We start from the raw sequence: 22,496 nt of genomic DNA, 5'->3' as shown, positions 1-22,496 counted from the left end.
GCGCCTAAAACGCTCCATGGAACGGCCGGCTCTCGCCGGCCGTTCGTCATTTGTCGATATCGGCGACAAAATCCCGGACGGTCGCCAGGATTTCGGCCGAGAGTTCTTCATCGGATGAAATCCTGGCAAGGCCAACGCCGCCGGCCATCATCGCGAAGGCCATGATCGCCTTGCGCCGCCGTTCTCTATCGTCCGCTCCCGCAGCCTTGCCCGCCAATGACGCGAAATTACGCCGGAGCCCGTCCGTCGCGATCCCCCGCGCCTTCTCGCCGCTGCGGGATATGTCGGAGGTCAGCGCGGCAAAAGGGCAGCCCTCACCCGGATTGTCACGGTGATAGGCGCTGACATAACGATCGGCGACATCGGCGGCCGTCATCTCCGCCGGGTTGATGCCTTCGGCCTCCAGCTTGCGTCCCCATGAATCGAAAGCGGACTGGATCGCCTCGGCGACCAAATCGTCGCGGGAGGCGAAATGCTTGTAGAAGCCGCCGACGGTCAGTCCGGCTTCCTTCATCAGGTCGGCGACGCCGATACCGTCAAGCCCCTCCTCGCGCAGCCGCTTCGACGCGGTCTCGACAATCTTCTCGTGCGTCTTCTGTTTCTCCAGCTGCGAACGGCCCATCCGAAATCTCTCCAGTACTGCTTCTTGACTCATATGGATTACTATCGTAATCCTGATAGATAACGATCATAATCTAGATCGTTGCCAATTCCAAGAGGAGCATGAATCATGCGTCTAAGAAACAAGATCGCCCTGATCACCGGCGGAAACAGCGGCATCGGTCTTGCGACCGCCCGAGTCTTCATCGATGAGGGCGCCAGGGTCGTCATCACCGGCCGCAACCCGGAAACGCTCGCCGCTGCCGAAAAGGCGCTCGGGGCCGGCGTGCTGGCGCTGAAGGTCGATGTCACCGATGCCGCCGCCACCGAAAAGGCCTTTGCGGAAGCCGCCGGAAAGGTCGGCAAGTTCGACATCGTCTTCGCCAATGCCGGCATCGGCGGCGCGACGCCACTTGGTGACACCTCGCCGGAGCAGTTCAACCAGATCATCAGCACCAATCTGACGGCGGTTTTCTTCACGGTGCAATCGGCCCTGCCGCATCTCAATGACGGCGCTTCGGTGATCCTCAATGGTTCGGTGCATGCCGTGCTCGGCGCTCCCGGCTGGTCGGCCTATGCGGCGACCAAGGCGGCGGTCCGGGCGATGACGCGCAATATGGCGTCCGAACTTGCGCCGCGCGGCATCCGCGTCAATCAGGTAACGCCAGGCGGCACGAAGACGCCGATCTGGTCGCCGATGGCCCAGACGGAAGATGCAATGTCGGCGCTCGAGGCCCGCATCGGCGGCATGAGCCCGCTCGGCCGCATGAGCGAAGCCGACGAAATCGCCAAGGCGGCGCTCTATCTGGCTTCGGATGATTCGGCCAACGTCACCGGCATCGAGATCACCGTCGATGGCGGCATGACGAGCGCCCCCTCCGGCGCCAAGATTTTTCGCGCCGCCTGAACCTGCCGGGCCGGGCAAGTGACCTTGCCCGGCCCCGCCGTCAATCTCCTCGCCGACCCGGTCCGCCGTCCTCGAGCGCTGCTATTTTCTCCTGAGGACGCTTGCTTCGTTTGCGCCTGTCGCGCGCTGGGCAATACGAAACAGGACAAGTGCGAAATTCAGGACGGCAAGCATGAGCACGACGTACAGCATGGTCTGCACGCCGGAGGAAACGATCAGATTGCCGGCGATCAGCGGAAAGCCGAAGACGCCGATGATATAGGCCAGCGAGAACAACAGAAGTGATTGCGGCATAAGGCCGGCGGGAGCCTCATTGGCAGCCAGGCCGTTGATGACGGAATAGGTCAGCCCATAGCCCAGACCCAGCATCGCTGCGCCTCCGAGATAGGCAAGCTGACTTGATATCAGCATCAGGAACAGCAGGATCGATGCCAGCGTCAGGCTGGTCAGGATCAAGAGCGAATAGAGCGGGTCCTTCTTGACCACATAGCCCGCCACGAACAGCCGGCTCAGAATCGCGGCGGACATGAAGCCGATGAAGAACAGGGAGTAGTCGAACCCGTGCGCCTTGGCGTAGCTGGTCTGAAAGCTGGACAGCCCGCCGAACATCGCACCGCCGATGCCGACCATGACGATGGAATAGATGGCCGGCGAAGCAATCACCTCCCGCGTCGCGCCAAACGAGATCTTGTTGACATGCGGCAAGATCTTGCCGGCCTTGGTCAGCCTGATGTGGAGCAAAAAGTAAAGCGCACCGCCGGCGAGACTGGAGAGGAAGGCAAATACGAAGGCTGTCTCGATCGGCATCGACCAGCCGGTGGCAATGCGGCCAATGATCGGTCCAGCGCCGATGCCCGACATCATCGATCCCGAAAGCAGGGCAAAAAACCTGATGCGGTGCACGGGCTCGACGATCGCGGCGACCAGAATGGGTCCGAGCGTATAAAACGCGCCCCAACCGATGCCGAGGATGAAACCGACAATCATCAGGCTCAATCCCGCCGATGGGATGATGGCGAATCCCAGCGCCGATGCCGCAAGAAACAGTCCCGAAACAGCCACCGCCCGCGCCGAGCCGATGGCATCCGCGATGTGGCCGGAGAGGATCACCATAATGACGGTGCTGACAGTGGCGGCCGAAATGATCAGACCGGCCAGCGCCTCGTCGCCGCCACGCTGACCCACCAGCACCGGGATCAGAAAGGTCACGCCATAAGCGATCGAAAGAAGAAACCCTCCGATACACAAAACGGCGAACTCGCCGCCATCGACTTTCTTCCGTGCCATTGAATCACTCATGTCTCCACGCCCTTCGCAGGAAAACTCATCCGGGATATTGCGGCAATGGAGATCACGTTTGGATTTTACGAACAAGCCGTTTTTATGTTTCCACTAACATATTGAAAATACTGAAATCCAATGACAAATGTTGCGGTTGGAGCAACATCCTCAACATCGAGTTCAGCCAAGTGGGAAGAGTTTCAAAATTAAGGCCAGCCGGACTAATTGAGTTTCACCACGCCTGAGCGGCCGACGACGCAGTTGCGGCCGCTCTTCTTCGCCGCGTAGAGCCTGCCGTCGGCAGCCGTCAGCACGGCGGTGAAATCGACGCCGTCCTCATCGGCGGTCGCAACGCCGATACTGACGGTGACCGGCCTGTCATCCGGCGTCTTGACGCTGGTCGCGATCGTCCAACGGAGGCGCTCGGCGAGCCGCAGCCCCTCCTCGTGGTCAGTGCCTGGGCAGACGGCAACGAATTCCTCGCCGCCGAAGCGGAAGACGCGGTCGCTGGACCGCAGCGTCGTGCCCAATCGGGCGGCGATCGCCTTCAGCACTTCGTCGCCCTGGAGATGGCCGTAGCCGTCATTGACATCCTTGAAGTGATCGGCATCGAGAATGAGGACGGTGGCGAACAGGCCTTGCTTCAGCGCCTCGCGCAGCATCAGCGGCGCTTCCATCTCCATGCGCGTCCGATCGTAGACGCCGGTGAGCATATCGCGGCCGGTGCGCTCCAGAAGATCGTTGTAGCGCTCGCGGAATGTCAGGTCGCCGAACACGTCGCTGATCGAGCGTGCAGACACGGCCGCCCGACCGCGGCGAATGTAATACTCATAGATGGCGAACATCGCCGCATAGAGGCAGACGGCAAACATCTTTGCCTTCCAGCCGCCCCAGAAGGCGGCGATCGGCACTCCCAAGAAATAATGCAGCGCGGAAAAGAAGCCGATCTGGTCGAAAGTCAGCAGCACGAAGCCTGAAATCAGGAAGCGCAGGACGACGCGGCGGCGGAAGAAGTCGCCGAGTTTTTCGTACAGCAGGATGATGCCGAGCGAATCGACATAGAGCAGCGCCGTGCCCCAGACCATCAGCCAGCCCATCTCCTTGAGGAAATCGACGTCGGGGGTGTGGTCCGGCGACATCTGCAGGGGCTGGTGCAGCTGGAGCACCCCGGCGATGCCGACGGTGAGCAGGTTACCGAGGAACAGGCCATAGATCGGCTGGCGCACCGTCGCGGCATCCTCCTGCAGATAAAGCATCAGGATCATCATCAGCTTGCCGGAGAAGAAGACGGATGAACCCGGCGATACGTCCCCGAACGGCAGCGAGACGTAGAAGACCGCCGCCAGATAGGTCTCCATGAAATGCATGACGCCGAGCGCCGTCAGGAAAACCCCGAGACCGAGCCGATGACGGAAATGCAGAAGCGTCACCATCAGCGCGAAATAGGCGATGGCTTCGACGACGAAGAGAAGGAGGTTGAGTGTCTCCATCACGATAGCTCGGCTCCGGACATCCGCCCTCGGTCTCCTGCCGGCGCGGCGATCGCGACAGCGAATCCTTTGGTCGATCGTCGGAAAAAGTCAAACACGAGGGCGTCCTGCAAATCCTGCAGGAGATACCTTTCACCCCAATCCTTTAAGATTGCGTGAGTGAGATCGCGTTCGCCGGCGGGGGCCCGGGGTCACCCGATTGATAAACAAGAACAATTGCGGGCCGGCATCGCGTGCTGATCCGGCGGATCCCGATTTCAGACCTGACGAATCTTTTCGCCGTCACCAAAGAGTGACGAACCATGCTGATCGATGATCTGATGCGCCTTGCGCACCGTGCATTCGATCGCGTCGTCGGAGGAAGAAAACAGATCGGCGCGAATGAAATTGCGCACCAGCACCTCGTCGCCGACCTTCTTTTCAATGCGGCCGGCAAGGCGATACTGGCTGCCTTCCCTGCGCGGCTCGGCATAGATCGTGCAATCGCCGTAAAGCTGGGGCTCGCCGGAAGGGCCTGCCGCTTCCGTGGCCGGTTTGCCGCCGCCGGAGAACATCGAAAAGATATTTGAAATGAACGAAGCCATGCTCCGCCTTTAGCACGACGGCATCGCTGTCGCCAAGTCAAATGATCAGGTTGGCGAGGATCTCGTTTTCGGTGATATCCTCGTAACCCATGCCGGCAGCTTCGAAATTTCCGATCAGCCGGGCGAAATTCTCAGGCGCCTTGGTTTCGATGCCGATCAGGATCGAGCCGAAGTTGCGTGCCGATTTCTTCAGATATTCGAACCGGGCGATATCGTCGTCGGGACCGAGCAGATTGAGGAAATCCCTGAGCGCGCCGGGGCGCTGGGCGAGCCGCAGGATGAAGTATTTCTTCAGCCCCGCGTAACGCATGGCTCTTTCCTTTACGTCAGGCAGACGCTCGAAATCGAAATTGCCGCCGGAGACGACGGCAACGACGGTCTTGCCACGGATCGTTTGGCCGTCCATCGCGGCGATCGCCGTCAGCGACAGGGCGCCGGCCGGTTCCAGCACGACGCCTTCGACATTCAGCATCTCCTGAATGGTGACGCAGATGGCGTTCTCCGGCATCAGATGCACTTGGCTTGCCGGGAAATGGCGAAGGGCGGCGAAATTCAGGTCGCCGATGCGGGCGACGGCGGCGCCATCGACGAAATTGTCGACCTTGGCCAGTGTCGTCACCTTGCCCGCCTCGATGCTGCGCCTGAGGCTCGGCGCGCCGGCGGGTTCAGTGAAGACGAAGGCCGATTTCGGCACGGTGCCGTCGAGATAACCGGTGATGCCGGCGGCAAGTCCGCCGCCGCCGACCGGCAGGACGACCATGTCGGGCACGGTTCCTTCCGGCAGCTGCTGCATGATTTCGGCGGCGACCGTCGCCTGGCCCTCGATGATGTCCTCATGGTCGAAGGGCGGCACCATGACGCCGCCGACCGCCTCGACATGTTCGCGGGCGGCCTGGTAGCACTGGTCGAAGAAGTCGCCGAACAGCCGGATGGTGATGAATTCGGCGCCGAACATGCGGGTCTTGTCGATCTTCTGCTGCGGTGTCGTCACCGGCATGAAGACGACGCCCGGCACCCCGAAATGGCGGCAGACGAAGGCAAAGCCCTGGGCATGATTGCCGGCCGAGGCGCAGACGAAAGTCTTGCCGGCCGCACCCTGCCCGATCGCCTTGCGGAAGAAATTGAAGGCGCCGCGGATCTTGTAGGAGCGCACCGGCGACAGGTCCTCGCGCTTCAGCCAGATGTCGGCCCCGTAGCGGGCCGACAGATGGTCGTTCAGCTGCAGTGGCGTTGCCGGAAACAGGCTGCGCATTGCCTCTTCGGCGCTTTCGACATCAAGTCTCGTCACGGGCGTGATCCATTCTCATGATTGCAGCGCCGCTATGGCACAGGCCGGCCGGCAATAGAAAGCCCGCTTCGACCATTTGCAGTTCGCTCCTGGGAAGCTTTTCTTAAGCCAATCGCAAAATCAGCGGCACATGAACTGATTTTAACTGTCAATGAAAAGGCCAGCCACTAATATGAAGCCATGATCACATTCAAACTCGCAAAACCGCTCGCCTGGCTGCTGCTCGCCTTCATCCTCGTCGTCACGATTTCACCGATCGGGCTGAGGCCGGATACAGTGACGACGGTCAATACCGATCGCGCAAGCGCCTATGTTCTCCTCGGCCTTGCCTTTGCGCTCGCCTATCCGAAACAGTGGAAATTGGTGGCGGTGCTGCTGATCGCCGGTGCGGTTGGCATCGAATATTTGCAGTACTTCTCGCCGACGCGGCATCCGCGCCTGCATGACGCGGGTATCAAGGCCATGGGTGCCGCCGTCGGGCTGCTCGCCGGCTGGGTGATCAACAGGCGGCGCGACACGAAAGCGCCCAACGCGCTTCCCCTAGCGGAACGCTGATTGTCCCAGCTTAGAAAGCGCGCAACTGCACTGCCCAAAAGAACAGTGGTATTGCAGCCATCGCAGTTCCCAGAACAAGTGCGACACTGGTCTTGAAGATTCGGATGCGCCGAACCCTCGCCCCACTCCAATCGTAAACCATCGTCTTACTCCCACAAGACAACACTTACTCAACCGCCGCGGCGCAATCCTTGCACCGAAAATGTCATTGTCAAGCAACAACGCGCTTTTACGCACAAAATACAGGCATATTCAAACAGGATTGTGAAGATGGTGCGGGCGACGGGGGTCGAACCCGTACAGCCAAGGCCGAGGGATTTTAAGTCCCTTGCGTCTACCAGTTTCGCCACGCCCGCTTGCTGCGTTTTCAATATCTTGCGTCATTGGCGATGGGAAGAGCCGCGAGGCGTAAAATTGTGCTCGTTTTGTCGGCTGCGCCAACGAAAACGGATAAGGCGCGGCGAGCCTCACGCCCGCCGCACCCTTCATCATGTCAGTATCAACGCTCAGGCGAGCTTGGCGGCCAGCTTGGCAACATGGGCGCCCTGGTATTTCGCGCCTTCCAGCTCGATCTCGGAGGGCTGGCGCGAGCCATCGCCGTTGGTGATGGTGGACGCGCCGTAGGGCGAGCCGCCCTTGACTTCCTCGGTGCCCATCTGGCCCTGGAAGGCATAGGGAAGGCCGGCAACGACCATGCCCTGGTGCAGGAAGGTCGGGATGAAGCCGAGGATGGTCGATTCCTGGCCGCCATGCTGGGTGGCCGAAGAGGTGAAGACCGAACCAATCTTGCCGACGAGCTTGCCGGCGAACCAGAGGCCGCCCGTCTGATCCCAGAAATTGCGCATCTGCGAGGCGACCGTGCCGAAGCGGGTGCCGGCACCGACGATGATCGCGTCATAATCCGCCAGTTCGTCGACGGTGGCGATCGGAGCGGCCTGATCGACCTTGTAATAGGAAGCCTTGGCGACCTCTTCCGGAACCAGTTCCGGAACGCGCTTGACGGTGACCTCGGCACCGGCCGACTTCGCGCCTTCGGCGACGGCATAGGCCATGGTTTCGATATGGCCGTAAGCCGAATAATAAAGGACGAGAACCTTCGCCATCTTCTATCTTTCTTGAAACATCGGGTTGAATTTCGTGACCGGAGGATGTCTATCAGCCCGCCTGCTTGAACAAAGCCCCGGCCTGAAGAACTCAGTGTTCAACTGATGTAGACGAAAATTCACTTGCCTTTTCATTTCAGCAAAATGGACGCAGATGCTGCCGTCCGATAACCGCTTGCACTTGCGGCATAATGCTCCGGCTGTTTGCAAAGAGATCGAACGGCGCTACCTATTCACCAGCTTCACATTACGGAACATCCCATGAGCCAAGACATCGTCGTCACCGCCGCCATGCTCGCCATCGGCGACGAACTTCTTTCCGGCCGCACCAAGGACAAAAATATTGGCCATCTCGCCGATCTGCTCACGCTTTCCGGCATCGACCTCAAGGAGGTGCGCATCGTCGCCGACGACGAGGAGGCGATCGTCGAGGCGCTAAATGCGCTTCGCGGCAAATATGATTACGTCTTCACTTCGGGCGGCATCGGGCCGACGCATGACGACATCACCGCCGACGCCATCTCCAAGGCTTTCGGCCTGCCCTGCGAATACGACGAAACGGCGATGACGCTGCTGGCCGAAATGTATCGGCGCCGCGAGATGGAATTCACCGAAGCCCGCCAGCGCATGGCGCGCATGCCGCGCGGGGCCGTGCATATCGCCAATCCCGTCTCGACGGCGCCTGGCTTCATCATCGGCAATGTCCATGTCATGGCCGGCGTCCCGCAGGTCTTCCAGGCAATGGTCGACAATGTGCTGCCGGCGCTTCGGACCGGCACGCCGGTGCTGTCGCTCGCCATCGCCTGCCCTTACGGCGAAGGTGAAATCGGCACGCCCTTGACCGCGATCCAGAAAGCGCATCCGGAAACCAGCATCGGCTCCTACCCGCGCTATATCGGCCAGAAATTCTCGACCGAGATCGTCGTGCGCGGCCGCTCGCAGGCAGTGATCGATGCGGCCGGCGCCGAGGTGCAGGCGATGATCGAAGCCATCCGCCGGAGGAAGGACATCACAGAAAACCATTCTGCCGAGGCTTGAAGGAAACGCCGGAACGGGGGTCATCCTTGATCCCTGTCAAGGAACAGCAGAAGGGGCCGGTGCATTCCTTCCCTCGCGCACGCCATTTCAGCGCAAGGAGAATTGATATGTCTTACAAAACCATTCTCGCCATACTCGATACATCCGATAATAGTGCTGCGGTTGCCGATTTCGCCTTTGCCATCGCCGCTGAAAGCGGTGCCCATGTGATCGGCCTGCATGCCGAAATCATCTCCGCCGTGCCGCTGGTGGCGCCGATGGAAATCCCCGATCCCGTCGCCGTGCAGGCGCTGCAGGACATGGCGCATAGCGAAACGCTCGCGGTTGAGCGCATCTTCCGGGCAAAAGCGGCTGCGACAGGCGCCTCCTACGAGTGGCGCAGCTTTGCGACCTCAACCGGCTACGGCTCCGCGCCGCTGATCGAAAGTGCACGCAGCGCCGACCTTCTGATCGCCTCGCAGGCCGATCCGGCCAAACCTTCCGACAGCCAAGTCGACGTCGACAGCTTCCTTTTCGAAACCGGCCGGCCGGTGCTGATGATCCCCTATATCATCCGCCAGCCGAAGCCGATCAAACGCGTGCTGATCGCCTGGAACGGCTCGAAGGAGGTGGCGCGCGCGACCTTCGACGCGTTGCCGATCCTCAAAGCCGCCGAGGAGGTGGAGATCTTTTCGGTCGATCCGGCCGACACGGCGCTGCAATCGCCGCTCACCGCCGGCGCCGAGATTGCCGCCACACTCGCCCGTCATGGCGTGAAGACGACGCTTTCGACGGCCCAAAGTGTGGACAAGAACGCGTCGCATGTCATCGAGAACCGGCTTTCGGACAGCAGCATCGATCTTCTCGTCATGGGCGCCTATACGCATTCCTGGCTCTGGCAGATGATCTTCGGCGGCACGACGAAGAGCTTGCTGCAATCGATGACGGCGCTGACCCTGTTGTCGCGATGATCCTCTTGCCGCAATCATTGCTGCTCTTGCGTTTTGCCGGCAAATCCCGCTAATTGCAGCGACCGATGAGAGCTTCGAGCCTCGGCCACAACTCGCGCAGTGCAGCTCGCGATCTCGCGCAGCTGCAGCTCGCGATTTCGCGCAGTTTCGGCTACGCGATTTCTCGTTTTGCCGATCGCCGTTCCAAGCCCATCTGGTCGCCGGCAAACGGCGTATCGTTTTTCATGCCGCGGAGCAGCCCGAATGTCCCTTCCCGATAAAGCCTTTCCCGTTTCCTGGGATCAGTTCCACCGCGATGCACGCGCCCTTGCCTGGCGGCTAGCCGGCCTCAATCAGGCGTTCAAGGCGATCGTCTGCATCACCCGCGGCGGCCTCGTTCCGGCGGCGATCATCTCACGCGAGCTGAACATCCGGCTGATCGAGACCGTCTGCGTCGCCTCCTATCATGATTATGTCAACCAGGGCGACATGGTGCTGCTCAAGGGGATCGCGCCCGAACTTCAGGAAAATGGCGGCGAAGGCGTGCTCGTCGTCGACGACCTGACGGATACCGGCAAGACCGCCGCCCAGGTGCGCGCCATGCTGCCGAGGGCGCATTTTGCTTGCGTCTATGCCAAGCCGAAGGGCGTGCCGACGGTCGACACCTTCGTCACCGAGGTGAGCCAGGACACCTGGATCTACTTCCCCTGGGACATGGGCTTCACCTATCAGGAGCCGATCGCCAAAGGCGCAGGCTGATCGCCACCGATCACAGCGCGCGGCCTTCGTATTTACCACTTGAAATTGTTCCAGTTTTTGTCTGCGGGGTTTCCTGAATCCGCTATCGGGAGCAGCACATCTATTTTATCGTGTTCGCATAAACTCGACAGCTGCGAATCGCATCAAATTGCGCTTAAAGCGTGCAGCAAACGATGTGATATAGGGAAACAAGATGGCGCGGTGGGGGCGTAGAGCAGCGGTTGTGACCGTCGGGCTGGCGGCATGTCTGTTTTCCCTCACGCCTGTCCGCGCCGAGCCTGCCTATATCCCCCTTGTGCGCGACTATGTCGAGAAGCAGATCCGGCCAATGGTGGAAACGCCATTGGTGCTGAAGGCCATTGCCGAGCAGAACGCGGAGTTCGGCAACGTCAGCGAAATGGATATGCGGGTGCTCGATGACACTTACCGATCTGAGGTCGATCAGCATCACCTGCATATGGTCAAGCTGCTGCTCGACAGATCCGTGTCGCATTACCTGAAAGCCAGGCAGGACGCCTCGCAGGGAGCGATCGTCGAATTTTTCGTCACCGATAGTCATGGACTGAATGTCGGGCAGAGCATCATTACCGCCGACTACTGGCAGGGCGACGAAGAGAAATATCTCAGAACCTTCGCCAACGGCTCGCGAGAGGTCTTCATCGACCGGGCCGAGCGCAACGAATCCACTCAGATACTCGAGACGCAGGCGAGCTTCGTGGTCATGGACGAAGAGAACAGGCCGATCGGCGTGGCCACCGTTACCATCGCCATCGACGCGCTTTAAGACCGCTCGTTTTCTCGCCGAATCGCCATGCGCATTTGCGCCGGAAATGCCATCACAAGATTTGCCGCAGGGCGCTTTTTTATCGTTCCGGCCTTTTCCTTAGCCGGCAACGCCTGCAAGCCATTGTAATTTCAGCGCTCCCCGGCTTTCCCCAATCTCCACAGGCGCATCCACAACATGTTGTGGTTAGCAATCAATTAAAAGCCAGCCCTTGACGGAATCAGCTGTTTCAAACTTTACTGTTTTCGATGTTGCGGCGGCGACAGGACCGGAGGTAACGAGCCCGGTTCCCTTTTGAAAATCAGGACGCAGAATCAGGGTGATGCGCCGGGAGCGGTTCAGACCCGACAGGTTCTCTGCGCGGTTTTCAGCCTCCAAAAAAAGTGACGTCGGGACTGGCGATAATAAGCTGTTAATACTATATTTAGCGTTTGCAGCCACCATCACCACAAGATACAGGAAGGACATCTCCGGATGACACCCCTGTCACGATACGGAAACGAGGCTGGCTGCACGACGACAAAGTGCCGCCGGATAGGAATTTTGCGCCCCGGTCGCTGGGGATCGGGCGCCAACACGAGGTCAAGACCATGCGCATCGAACGTCGTTTCACGAAGGCCGGCCAAGGCGCCTATGCGGATATCGAATTCCGCAAGGCGACGAGCGAGATCAAGAACCCCGACGGTTCGATCGTGTTCCGCCTCGAGAATATCGACGTTCCCGCGCAGTTCTCCCAGGTCGCGACCGACGTTCTGGCGCAGAAGTATTTCCGCAAGGCTGGCGTCCCCACCCGCCTGAAGAAGGTCGAGGAAAACGACGTTCCCTCCTTCCTGTGGCGCTCCGTTCCCGACGATGCTGCGCTGAAGACCCTGCCGAAGGATGAGCAGACCGGCTCCGAAATCGATGCGCGCCAGGTTTTCGACCGTCTTGCCGGCACCTGGACCTATTGGGGCTGGAAGGGCGGCTATTTCTCCTCCGAGGAAGACGCCGCGGCCTTCAAGGACGAGCTTGCCTATATGCTCGCCACCCAGCGCGTCGCCCCGAACTCTCCGCAATGGTTCAACACCGGCCTGCACTGGGCCTACGGCATCGACGGCCCAGGCCAGGGCCATTTCTATGTCGATCCCTTCACCGGCAAGCTGACCAAGTCCAAGTCGGCCTACGAACATCCGCAGCCGCATGCCTGCTTCATCCAGTCGGTCGAGGACGATCTCGTCAACGAAGGCGGCATCATGGACCTCTGGGTGCGTGAAGCGCGCCTGTTCAAATACGGCTCCGGCACGGGCTCCAACTTCTCCATGCTGCGCGGCGAAGGCGAAAAGCTTTCCGGCGGCGGCCGCTCCTCCGGTCTGATGAGCTTCCTGAAGATCGGCGACCGCGCCGCCGGCGCCATCAAATCGGGCGGCACGACGCGCCGCGCCGCCAAGATGGTGGTCGTCGATATCGACCATCCCGACATCGAGGAATACATCAACTGGAAGGTCAAGGAAGAGCAGAAGGTCGCGGCCCTGGTCACCGGCTCGAAGGTCGTCGCCAAGCATCTGAAGGCGATCATGAAGGCCTGCTTCAATTGTGAAGGCGGCGACAACGGCGATTGCTTCGACCCGGCCAAGAACCCTGCCCTAAAGCGCGAAATCCGCGCTGCCAAGAAGGACCAGGTTCCGGAGAACTACGTCCAGCGCGTCATCCAGTTCGCCCGCCAGGGCTATAAGGATCTCCAGTTCAAGACCTACGACACGGATTGGGATTCGGAAGCCTACCTCACGGTATCGGGCCAGAACTCCAACAACTCCGTCTCGATCAAGGACGACTTCCTGCGCGCCGTCGAGAATGATGGCGATTGGAACCTGACCGCCCGCAAGGATGGCAGGGTGATGAAGACGCTGAAGGCGCGCGATCTCTGGGAAACGATTTCCTACGCTGCCTGGGCCTCGGCAGATCCGGGCATCCACTTCAACACGACGATGAACGACTGGCACACTTCGCCGGCCGGCGGCCCGATCCGCGGCTCGAACCCGTGCTCGGAATATATGTTCCTCGACGACACGGCCTGCAACCTTGCCTCGCTGAACCTGCTGCAGTTCAAGGACAAGGCCACCAAGCGCATCAACATTGCCGATTACGAACATGCAGTTCGCCTGTGGACCGTTGTGCTCGAAGTCTCGGTGATGATGGCGCAGTTCCCGTCGAAGCGCATTGCCGAACTCTCCTACGAATACCGCACGCTCGGTCTCGGCTACGCCAATATCGGCGGCCTGCTGATGTCGTCGGGCATTCCCTACGACTCCACCGAGGCCCGCGCCATTGCCGGTTCGCTGACTGCGATCATGACCGGCGTCTGCTATGCGACGTCGGCCGAAATGGCTGCCGAACTCGGGCCCTTCCCGAACTTCGCGCCAAACCGCGAGAGCATGCTGCGGGTCATCCGCAACCATCGCCGCGCCGCCCATGGCGAAACATCGGGCTATGAGGCCCTGTCGATCAACCCGGTCGCGCTGATCCATTCGGAAAACCCGGACCAGGATCTCGTCGCCCATGCCAAATCGGCCTGGGACAAGGCGCTCGAGCTCGGCGAACAGCATGGCTATCGCAATGCCCAGGTCTCGGTCATCGCGCCCACCGGCACGATCGGTCTCGTCATGGATTGCGACACCACCGGCATCGAGCCCGACTTCGCCCTCGTCAAGTTCAAGAAGCTCGCCGGCGGCGGCTACTTCAAGATCATCAACCGCGCCGTGCCCGAAGCGCTGCGCACGCTCGGCTATTCGGAGAGCCAGCTCGCCGAGATCGAGGCCTATGCCGTCGGCCACGGCAACCTGAACCAGGCGCCGGCGATCAACCCCTCGACGCTGAAGACCAAGGGCTTCACCGACGAGAAGGTGGAAGCCGTCAACGCCGCGCTGAAGAGCGCCTTCGACATCAAGTTCGTCTTCAACCAGTGGACGCTCGGCGCCGACTTCCTGAGGGACACGCTGAAGGTTTCCGACGAACAACTGTCCGACATGAGCTTCAGCCTGCTCGACCATATCGGCTTCTCGAAGAAGGACATCGAAGCCGCCAACATCCATGTCTGCGGTGCGATGACGCTGGAAGGCGCGCCCTTCCTCAAGAATGAGCATCTGCCGGTCTTCGATTGCGCCAATCCCTGCGGCAAGATCGGCAAGCGCTACCTCTCTGTGGAAAGCCACATCCGCATGATGGCGGCGGCCCAGCCGTTCATCTCGGGTGCGATTTCCAAGACGATCAACATGCCGAACGAGGCGACCGTCGAGGATTGCAAGAACGCCTACCTGCTCTCCTGGAAGCTCGGCCTCAAGGCCAACGCGCTCTATCGCGACGGCTCGAAGCTGTCGCAGCCGCTCAATGCCTCGCTGATCGAAGACGAGGATGACGAGGATGCGCTGGAGGAACTGCTGCAGGCGCCGGTCGCCGCCCAGGCCGTCACCATCACCGAGAAGATCATCGAGCGGGTGATCGAACGCGTTTCGCGCGAACGCGAGAAGCTGCCGAACCGCCGCCAGGGCTACACCCAGAAGGCCGCCGTCGGCGGACACAAGGTCTATCTCCGCACCGGCGAGTTCGGCGACGGCCGCCTCGGCGAGATCTTCATCGACATGCACAAGGAAGGCGCTGCCTTCCGCGCGATGATGAACAATTTCGCCATCGCCATCTCGCTCGGCCTGCAATATGGCGTGCCGCTCGAGGAATATGTCGAGGCCTTCACCTTCACGAAGTTCGAGCCGGCCGGCATGGTCATCGGCAATGACGCGATCAAGAACGCCACGTCGATCCTCGACTACGTCTTCCGCGAACTTGCCGTCTCCTATCTCGGCCGCCACGACTTGGCGCATGTTGATACGTCCGACTTCTCCAACACCGCGCTCGGCAAGGGCATCCAGGAGGGCAAGACCAACCTGCTCTCCACCGGCTGGACCCGCGGCTACAAGCCGACCCTGGTCTCCGGCACCGGCGGCGAACGCCAGGCAGCGGCCGAGCCCAAGGGTGCGGCGACTGCCGCCCCTGCCCGCGCTGCTTCCACCGGTACCGTGACTGCCTTTGCCGGCAGTGCCGCCCGCAAGCTGGAGCCGACGGTCGCCATCTCCACCTCCGAAATCGTCGCCTTCAAGCGCGACTATGAGGAGCGCGCCAAGGAACTGGCGGAAGAGATTGCCGAAGAGGTGATCGACGAAATCACCAGCGACGCAACCGCCCTCTTCTCCGACAAGGCGGCGGCCGACGCGGCCACGGCGAAATCCGAAGCCAAGAAGCGGGAGGCCGAACGCCGCCAACGCTCGATCATGCAGGGCTATACCGGCAACATGTGCTCGGAGTGCCAGAACTTCACGATGGTGCGGAATGGGACCTGCGAGAAGTGCGACACGTGTGGTGCTACGAGCGGGTGCAGCTGAGTGGGCGCTTGTTGTCTAGCGCGCCCCGTTGAAAGGCGTCCGACACAAACTGATCGATAGTCAAAAGCCGCCGACAGTCAGCTGCCGGCGGCTTTTTATTTGGCCGAGACGATCGCCACTCGTTTGAAGCTCGAGATAGACGCCGTGGTCTTCTTGCCTTCTACTCCGCGCTCGCCGCAGCCGACGGTGAAACCGCCTCGTACTTAATCTCAATACCTACGGGAGTTGGCATCGCATTTGTGCCATTGCATATCCATTCCGGCTTCATCCTCATGGCCATAGCACCAGTCGACGCGATTGAGCAGCGGACTGATCTGCTTGCGCCGTTTGCAGGCCCGCTCCGTCTCGATGCCGTAGCGATCGGTGCTGCCGCGGCAGATGTCGTCCAGTCCTATCCACTGCTGGATCAACCGATCCGGCGCTTTGGCTCCTTTGTCCGTGGCGATCACCTTTCCGGTCTCGGACTCGATCTGCAGGGAGGCGGTGTTCCACACGAAAGAGAATTCCGCCATCCCGGAGGTTGTCCTACCCGTTTCTCGGTTTCGAGCAAACCACTCGACAATTCCCGACATTTCGCATTTTCCAGCGCAGCTGGCGGTCACGGAGCCGGGTTTGACGCTGTATATGCGTTCTGGCCAGCGTTGGGCGAAGGCTGCCTTGTCTTTCAAGACGACGTCTTTGTCGACCACGGTCCCGAAGAAGGAAACCTGATCGGCATAGACGCTCTTCATGAAATCAAGCGCAGAAGCGCTGTCTTTCGACCATTCGTCATTGTAACGGTTGACGAAATCAACCGCCTCCGTGGTCAGGTCGCCGGGTGCGGCTGCGGTGGCCTCCTCGGAAGCGCTTGGGTCTGATGGCGTGACGGCGGGTGTGGCGCTCACCTGTGGCGCAGCGCCCGGCGGTGGCGGCTCGCCCGCCGATGGCGAGGACATGTCCTCGGGCGTGATGATATTCCAGTCTCGCATTTCCGCAGCGGTGAGATACCTTATATCGGTGCTGTCAATCGACAGGCTGAGCTGCAGCAGATTGGGGCTCACCCCCATGTCGGTCAAATATCCGATGATCTCGCCGGTCAGCGATTGAACAGACGAGACTGCCAAATTGCTGTCCATGGCGGCATCTTCGGATAGGGAAACCCGATGCACGCCGATGGACCCCGGCTCGGCAAATCTTTGAACGCCACCGACGAAGGCGAAGGCGCAAGCCGATGCGCATTCCACGGCTCTGAGCTGGATCGTTCGCGCATTCAACGCGCGGATGGTGCGGCCGAACTCGATCGCGACGATCACGTTTCCACCGGGCGAGTCAAAGGTAATATAGGCCGGCTGGAACTGCTTGTACTCGTCGACAAGCGCCTTCGGATCGTCGGAGATTTCGAACGCGCCCTTTATCGCAAGGCCGCGCTTGCCCGGCGCGCCGTCGAGACGTTCATAGGAAATTGCCGCATGCGTCTCCTGCGCCAGGGCGGCGAAAGCCAGCAGCATCGATATGAACGACACGGATTTCCGTATTCTTCTCCAGCCTTCGAGCACGTGTATTTCTCCCGTCGTCACTCGCAGCATATCTTGCTCACGTATGTATTGCCGGGGGTGATCATCAAATCCCATCAGCGTTCAATGCGATCAAACCCGTGTCCATTACGAGTTTGAAGATCAACAGCTTTGACGAGAACATTTCAGACCTACCCCAGCGACCTGATCAATGCACAAGGAGCGATCTTCTGGCAAGCGGCACAATCAGAAGTGATAAGACACGGTAAACGCCGGTAGCTCGCCGCGATCGATAGATCCCAGCCCAGGCGATCCGACGCGGTGCCGGCAATTGATGTGGGAGCAGCAGGAAAAAGGCAGTGCGCCTTCGGATTTCGTGTGGTTAGGCCTGCCGTTATGGTTTCACCCGGTCAGGATGCGCCGCCTGGAAAGCGGGCAGTTCGGCGCATCTGGCGTCGATATCGACGATACGCGTGAAAGCGGTCAGATCCACGCCCCAGCGGCGGGCGTTGTAGACCTGGGGAACGAGACAGAGGTCCGCCATCGTCGGTGTATCTCCGAAGCTGAACGCGCCATCGCCGTTGCCGATCATGGCTTCCAGTTTGCGAAGCCCGTCGGTGATGAAATGCTTCATCCATTCCTCGCGGGCATCCGTCTTGTCTGTTAGCGTCATGAGGTGCGAGACGACATGCAGGTTGCAGATCGGATGGATGTCCATGGCAACCGCATATGCGAGGGCGCGGACTTTCTGGCGATCGGCGATATCCGATGGCAGCAATCCGCATTCCGGTCGGGTCTCGGCCAGATATTCGATGATAGCAAGCGACTGCGTCAGTGTTTTCCCATCGATCACCAGTGTCGGCACGAAGCCCTGCGGGTTGAGCGCGAGATAGTCCGGCCTCCTGTGCGCGCCCTCCAACAGGTTGATCGGCACGGTCCGATAGTCGACGCCCAGGAGATTGAGCGCGATGCGGACGCGATAACTCGCCGATGATCGCCAGTAGTCGTAGAGAACGACCTCGTTCATTGCCGCCCGGCCCCCTCGTATTTCTCGACCGTCTGCTCGATCGCCCCGAAGATCGAATGGCCGGCATGATCCTTCATCTCGATGCGGACCTGATCGCCGAACTTCATGAAGGGGGTCTTCGGCGATCCGGTCTCGATGGCCTCGATCATCCGGAGTTCAGCGATGCAGGAGTAACCGTTTCCTCCCTCCTCCACCGGCTTGCCGGGGCCGCCGTCCAGCTTGTTGGACACCGTTCCCGAGCCGATGATCGTGCCGGCCGCGAGATGGCGGGTTTTGGCGGCATGGGCGATCAGCTGGCCGAAATCGAATGTCATGTCGATGCCGGCGTTGGCCTTGCCGAATGCCTTGCCGTTCAAGCTCACCAACAGTGGCAGGTGCAGCTTGCCGCCATCCCAGGCGTCTTCGAGTTCATCCGGCGTTACGGCGACCGGCGAAAATGCTGAGGCCGGCTTGGACTGGAAGAAACCAAATCCCTTCGCCAGTTCGTCGGGGATCAGACCGCGCAGCGACACGTCGTTGACGAGCATCAGCAGGCGAATGGCGCTGCGCGCCGCTTCCGGGCCGGAACCCATGGCGACGTCGCCGGTGATGACGGCGACCTCGCCCTCCATGTCGATCCCGTAAGCCTCGTCGGCCATCACGATCGGCTCGCGCGGAGCGAGGAAAGTGTCCGACCCGCCTTGATAGATCAGCGGATCGGTCCAGAAGCTCGCCGGCATCTCGGCGCCGCGCGCCTTGCGCACCAATTCGACATGGTTGACGTAAGCGGAACCATCGGCCCATTGGTAGGCCCGCGGTAGAGGTGACGTTGCGTCATGTTCGTGAAAGCGGATCGTCGGCTGGGCTCCGGTCTCGATGCCTTCGGCAATCAATGCAAGCCTCGGCGCCACATGCTCCCAGTCGTCGAGTGCTGCCTGCAATGTGCGGGCGATGTGGCCGACTTCCGAACAGCGGGTCAGGTCGCGGGAAACGACGACCAGCCGGCCGTCCCGCGTAGAGTCCTTCAACGTCGCAAGTTTCATGTCCGAATTCCTGTGCTGGAGGATGTCTTCGCTTGATGCTTCACTTGATACTTCACTTGAATCCGGGGGTTCCGTCGAACTTGCGTTCCAGGCCGTCCCAGCACTCGAGGTAGTCATCCTGCAGCGTTTCGAGCTCGGCCGCATATTTCGTCAGTTGCTGCGGGTACCGGGTCTCGAACATGAAGGCCATGGTGTGATCGAGCTTCACCGGCTTGAGCTCGGTATTGGATGCCTTTTCGAAGGCGAGCGCATCCGGCCCGTGGGGAAGCATCATGTTGTGCAGGCTCATGCCGCCCGGCACGAAACCCTCCTCCTTGGCGTCGTACTGGCCGTGGATCAGGCCCATGAATTCGCTCATGATGTTGCGGTGGTACCAGGGCGGACGGAACGTATGCTCGGCGACCAGCCAGCGCGGCGGAAAGATCACGAAATCGACATTGGCGGTGCCGGCATCTTCGGTGGGCGCGGTCAGCACGGAAAAGATCGACGGATCGGGATGGTCGAAGCTGATGGCGCCGACCGGAGAAAACGTCCGCAGGTCATATTTGTAAGGCGCGTAATTGCCGTGCCAGGCGACCACATCGAGCGGCGAGTGGCCGATCTCCGTGACATAGAATTTTCCGCACCACTTCACATGGACGCGGCAGGGCGTTTCCTTGTCCTCGAAGGCGGCGACCGGTGTCTTGAAGTCGCGCGGGTTGGCCAGGCAGTTGGCGCCGATCGGCCCGCGGTCCGGCAGCGTGAATTTCGCGCCGTAATTCTCGCAGATATAGCCACGCCACACCGTCTGCTCGCCGCCCCTCAAAATCTTGAACATCATGCCGCGCGGGATGAGGCATATTTCCAGGGGCTCGACATCCATGATGCCCATTTCGGTGAACACTCTGATGGCGCCGAGCTGCGGCACGATCAGCAGTTCACCATCGGCGTTGAAGAAGTAATCGTCGACCATGTCCTCATTGAAGAGGTAGGCATGGGCCGACATGCCGACCTGGGTGGTGGCATCGCCTGCCGTCGTGATGGTCCGCACTCCCTCGAGAAAGGTCAGCTTTTCCGTGGGCGCGGGGATCGGATCCCAGCGAAGCTGGCCGAGAGGCAGCGAATGCTCGTCCAGGCAGGGTGCGGTTTTCCAGAGCGGATAGGAAGCGTTGGAGAAGCGGCGGGTGTGGCGCACGCTCGGTCGAATGCGATAAAGCCAGGACCTTTCATTCGTGCCGCGCGGCGCGGTGAACGGCGAGCCGGACAGCTGCTCGGCATAGAGGCCGTAATTGCATTTCTGCGGGCTGTTCTGGCCCTGCGGTAAGGCGCCGGGCAGCGACTCGGTTTCGAAGTCGTTGCCGAAGCCCGGCATGTATTTCAGCTTGTTTGCCGTCGCGGCTTCACTCTCGGAAGCCTGGATCGATGTCTGGTCCATTCTCAACTCCTCCCCGAAAACGCCGCAGCGCCGCGGGTCTGAAAACCCGCGGCGCTTAGAGTTTACTCCGCCGCCGTGCCGATGACACCACGCTTGATCTGATCGGCCTCGATTGACTCGAACAGCGCACGGAAGTTGCCCTCGCCGAAGCCCTCGTCGCCCTTGCGCTGGATGAATTCGAAGAAGATCGGGCCGATGACGGTCTTAGAGAAGATCTGCAGCAGGATTTTCGTCATGCCGCCATTCACCACGCCTTCGCCGTCGATGAGGATGCCGTGCTTCTTCATGCGCTCGATCGGTTCGCTATGGCCGTTCACCCGTTCATAGGACATGTCGTAATAGGTCTCCGGCGGACCCGGCATGAAGCGCAGGCCGTTATCGGCCAGCCTGTCGGTCGCGTCGTAGATGTCCTCCGTTCCAACGGCGATGTGCTGGATGCCCTCGCCCCGGTACTTCTTCAAATATTCCTCGATCTGGCTGGTATCGTCCTTCGATTCATTCAGCGGAATGCGGATCTTGCCGCAGGGTGAGGTGATGGCGCGGCTGACCAGACCTGTGATGCGGCCATCGATATCGAAGAAGTGGATCTGCTTGAAATTGAACAGGTTGCGGTAAAAATCCCACCACTTGTCCATGTTGCCGCGGAAGACGTTGTGGGTGAGATGGTCGAGATAATAGAAGCCGATCCCCTGGGGATGCGGGTTGCGCTCGCCAAGCCAATCGAACTCGGCATCGTAAACCGATCCCTTTGCACCATAGGTCTCGACGAAATAGAGCAGCGAGCCGCCAATGCCGACGATCGCCGGGACGTCGAGCATCTTGTCGTCCCCTTCATAGGGAACGGCGCCCTTCGACACCGCATGATCGAAGGCGTGCCTGGCGTCGACGACGCGCCATGCCATCGACGGGGCGCAGGGACCATGAGCTGCGACGAAACGGGCGGCATGGCTGCCGGGTTCGGCGTTCAGGACATAGTTGATATCACCCTGGCGCCAGACGGTGATGTCCTTGGTCTTGTGCCTGGCGACCGCGACATAGCCCATGCGTGTGAAGAGCTCGCTGAGCTTCTCGGGCTCGGGATGGGCGAATTCGACGAATTCGAAGCCGTCGGTGCCGGCCGGGTTGTCGGGGGTGATTTCCGAAGGCGGCGCGTCATGTGGAAAAGGGCCCATTTTCTCCTCCTGAGGATTGAACCTTGACTGGTGCAAAGTGTGGCCCAAAACGCGCGCAAAGTTCTTGCATTCTTCATGTTCCAAGAAGATATTATGCACGGTTCGTGAGTATTTTGGAGATTTTGCGCAATGGATGAACAGCTCGACAAATTGGATTTGCGCCTGCTCCAGGAACTTCAAAAGGACGGACGGTTGACGAACAACGAGCTCGGCGAGCGGATCGCGCTTTCACCGTCGCAATGCTCGCGCCGGCGCACGAGACTGGAGGCTGAGGGATATATTCGCAGCTACCGCGCCTACCTCGATCAGCAGAAGCTGGGTCTGGATATGCTGGTGGTCATTTCGGTGACGCTTGCCACCCACAACCGGGACAATGCCCGCCGGTTTTCGCAGCTGATCAACGGACTGCCGGAAGTTCTCGAAGCCTATGCGCTGACCGGTGAAATGGACTATCACCTGAAAGTGGCGACCCGCGGGCTCGCCGACCTCTCCAAATTCGTCAACGACGTTCTGTTGCCGCACGAGTCGGTGCAGCATGTGAAGACGTCGATCGTGCTCGACACGCTGAAGACATTCGAAGGCTTTCCGGTGCACATGCCGGGTCATTGATACGGCGACAGCATCGCCCTAGACGCATCTCA

Annotated in this window: 20 protein-coding genes and 1 tRNA gene; 8 read left to right on the top strand and 13 right to left on the bottom strand. The window is 60.4% G+C overall.

Going from position 1 to position 22,496, the window contains the following annotated elements:
• Nucleotides 1-46: 46 nt before the first annotated feature.
• Nucleotides 47-622 carry a TetR/AcrR family transcriptional regulator gene (locus FHX10_RS15520; protein WP_029867978.1) on the bottom strand — a complete coding sequence of 192 codons (576 nt, stop codon included), beginning with the start codon at nt 620-622 and terminating at the stop codon, nt 47-49.
• 108 nt (nt 623-730) lie between these two features.
• Here FHX10_RS15520 and FHX10_RS15515 point away from each other — a divergent pair, with 108 nt between their 5' ends.
• A complete protein-coding gene (locus FHX10_RS15515; RefSeq protein ID WP_029867977.1) occupies nt 731-1,507 on the top strand; it encodes an SDR family oxidoreductase in 777 nt (258 codons plus the stop codon).
• Between the two features lie 81 nt (nt 1,508-1,588).
• On the opposite strand, the gene FHX10_RS15510 is transcribed toward FHX10_RS15515, so the two are convergent.
• The 4 genes from FHX10_RS15510 to ilvA all read right to left on the bottom strand — a co-directional run bounded on the left by FHX10_RS15510 (nt 1,589) and on the right by ilvA (nt 6,150).
• Nucleotides 1,589-2,806: an MFS transporter gene (locus FHX10_RS15510; RefSeq protein ID WP_029867976.1), complete on the bottom strand. Its 1,218-nt coding sequence runs from the start codon at nt 2,804-2,806 to the stop codon at nt 1,589-1,591.
• Nucleotides 2,807-3,009: 203 nt separating this feature from the next.
• Entirely contained in the window at nt 3,010-4,281 is a 1,272-nt protein-coding gene (locus FHX10_RS15505) for a sensor domain-containing diguanylate cyclase (protein ID WP_049813629.1), read from the bottom strand.
• A 254-nt stretch (nt 4,282-4,535) separates the two neighbouring features.
• The gene (locus tag FHX10_RS15500; protein WP_029867973.1) at nt 4,536-4,862 is read right to left on the bottom strand and encodes an HlyU family transcriptional regulator; all 327 of its coding nucleotides are present in this window, start codon (nt 4,860-4,862) and stop codon (nt 4,536-4,538) included.
• A 37-nt stretch (nt 4,863-4,899) separates the two neighbouring features.
• Nucleotides 4,900-6,150, bottom strand: coding sequence for a threonine ammonia-lyase (gene ilvA / locus FHX10_RS15495; RefSeq protein WP_029867972.1), 1,251 nt, complete (start codon nt 6,148-6,150; stop codon nt 4,900-4,902).
• Nucleotides 6,151-6,330: 180 nt separating this feature from the next.
• On the opposite strand from ilvA, the gene FHX10_RS15490 reads away from it, so the two are divergent.
• On the top strand, nt 6,331-6,705 hold the full coding sequence (locus tag FHX10_RS15490) for a VanZ family protein (protein ID WP_029867971.1): 375 nt from the start codon (nt 6,331-6,333) through the stop codon (nt 6,703-6,705).
• A 271-nt stretch (nt 6,706-6,976) separates the two neighbouring features.
• On the opposite strand, the gene FHX10_RS15485 is transcribed toward FHX10_RS15490, so the two are convergent.
• Nucleotides 6,977-7,061, bottom strand: a tRNA-Leu gene (locus FHX10_RS15485).
• 150 nt (nt 7,062-7,211) lie between these two features.
• Nucleotides 7,212-7,808 carry an NAD(P)H:quinone oxidoreductase type IV gene (gene wrbA / locus FHX10_RS15480; RefSeq protein ID WP_029867970.1) on the bottom strand — a complete coding sequence of 199 codons (597 nt, stop codon included), beginning with the start codon at nt 7,806-7,808 and terminating at the stop codon, nt 7,212-7,214.
• A gap of 261 nt (nt 7,809-8,069) precedes the next feature.
• On the opposite strand from wrbA, the gene FHX10_RS15475 reads away from it, so the two are divergent.
• The 4 genes from FHX10_RS15475 (at nt 8,070) to FHX10_RS15460 (ending at nt 11,318) form a co-directional block, all read left to right on the top strand.
• Nucleotides 8,070-8,846, top strand: a complete 777-nt coding sequence (locus FHX10_RS15475) for a competence/damage-inducible protein A (RefSeq protein WP_029867969.1) — start codon at nt 8,070-8,072, stop codon at nt 8,844-8,846.
• A gap of 107 nt (nt 8,847-8,953) precedes the next feature.
• A complete protein-coding gene (locus FHX10_RS15470) occupies nt 8,954-9,796 on the top strand; it encodes a universal stress protein (RefSeq protein ID WP_029867968.1) in 843 nt (280 codons plus the stop codon).
• Between the two features lie 243 nt (nt 9,797-10,039).
• Nucleotides 10,040-10,534: a xanthine phosphoribosyltransferase gene (gene gpt / locus FHX10_RS15465; RefSeq protein WP_029867966.1), complete on the top strand. Its 495-nt coding sequence runs from the start codon at nt 10,040-10,042 to the stop codon at nt 10,532-10,534.
• A gap of 193 nt (nt 10,535-10,727) precedes the next feature.
• Complete coding sequence (locus FHX10_RS15460) at nt 10,728-11,318, top strand: hypothetical protein (protein ID WP_029867965.1); 591 nt, start codon at nt 10,728-10,730, stop codon at nt 11,316-11,318.
• Between the two features lie 186 nt (nt 11,319-11,504).
• Here the strand turns inward: FHX10_RS15460 and FHX10_RS15455 are convergent, their stop codons facing one another.
• Nucleotides 11,505-11,786 (bottom strand): hypothetical protein, encoded by a 282-nt coding sequence (locus tag FHX10_RS15455; RefSeq protein ID WP_029867964.1) that lies wholly within the window; start codon nt 11,784-11,786, stop codon nt 11,505-11,507.
• Nucleotides 11,787-11,908: 122 nt separating this feature from the next.
• On the opposite strand from FHX10_RS15455, the gene FHX10_RS15450 reads away from it, so the two are divergent.
• Nucleotides 11,909-15,727 carry a vitamin B12-dependent ribonucleotide reductase gene (locus FHX10_RS15450; protein WP_029867963.1) on the top strand — a complete coding sequence of 1,273 codons (3,819 nt, stop codon included), beginning with the start codon at nt 11,909-11,911 and terminating at the stop codon, nt 15,725-15,727.
• Nucleotides 15,728-15,936: 209 nt separating this feature from the next.
• On the opposite strand, the gene FHX10_RS15445 is transcribed toward FHX10_RS15450, so the two are convergent.
• From FHX10_RS15445 to hppD, 5 genes are all read right to left on the bottom strand, one after another.
• Entirely contained in the window at nt 15,937-17,262 is a 1,326-nt protein-coding gene (locus FHX10_RS15445; protein ID WP_097623492.1) for a hypothetical protein, read from the bottom strand.
• Nucleotides 17,263-17,614: 352 nt separating this feature from the next.
• Nucleotides 17,615-18,247 carry a maleylacetoacetate isomerase gene (gene maiA / locus FHX10_RS15440; protein WP_097545182.1) on the bottom strand — a complete coding sequence of 211 codons (633 nt, stop codon included), beginning with the start codon at nt 18,245-18,247 and terminating at the stop codon, nt 17,615-17,617.
• Entirely contained in the window at nt 18,244-19,269 is a 1,026-nt protein-coding gene (locus FHX10_RS15435; RefSeq protein WP_029867961.1) for a fumarylacetoacetate hydrolase family protein, read from the bottom strand. Before FHX10_RS15435 ends, maiA begins: the two co-directional genes overlap by 4 nt.
• A 52-nt stretch (nt 19,270-19,321) precedes the next feature.
• A complete protein-coding gene (hmgA, locus tag FHX10_RS15430; RefSeq protein ID WP_097545181.1) occupies nt 19,322-20,683 on the bottom strand; it encodes a homogentisate 1,2-dioxygenase in 1,362 nt (453 codons plus the stop codon).
• Between the two features lie 62 nt (nt 20,684-20,745).
• A complete protein-coding gene (hppD, locus tag FHX10_RS15425; RefSeq protein WP_029867959.1) occupies nt 20,746-21,855 on the bottom strand; it encodes a 4-hydroxyphenylpyruvate dioxygenase in 1,110 nt (369 codons plus the stop codon).
• Between the two features lie 129 nt (nt 21,856-21,984).
• Here hppD and FHX10_RS15420 point away from each other — a divergent pair, with 129 nt between their 5' ends.
• A complete protein-coding gene (locus tag FHX10_RS15420) occupies nt 21,985-22,464 on the top strand; it encodes an Lrp/AsnC family transcriptional regulator (protein ID WP_029867958.1) in 480 nt (159 codons plus the stop codon).
• Nucleotides 22,465-22,496: the final 32 nt, after the last annotated feature.

The organism is Rhizobium sp. BK591 (assembly GCF_014195045.1).
GTDB classification, from domain to species: Bacteria; Pseudomonadota; Alphaproteobacteria; order Rhizobiales; family Rhizobiaceae; genus Rhizobium; species Rhizobium anhuiense.
This window is presented reverse-complemented; position numbering and strand designations above follow the sequence as displayed.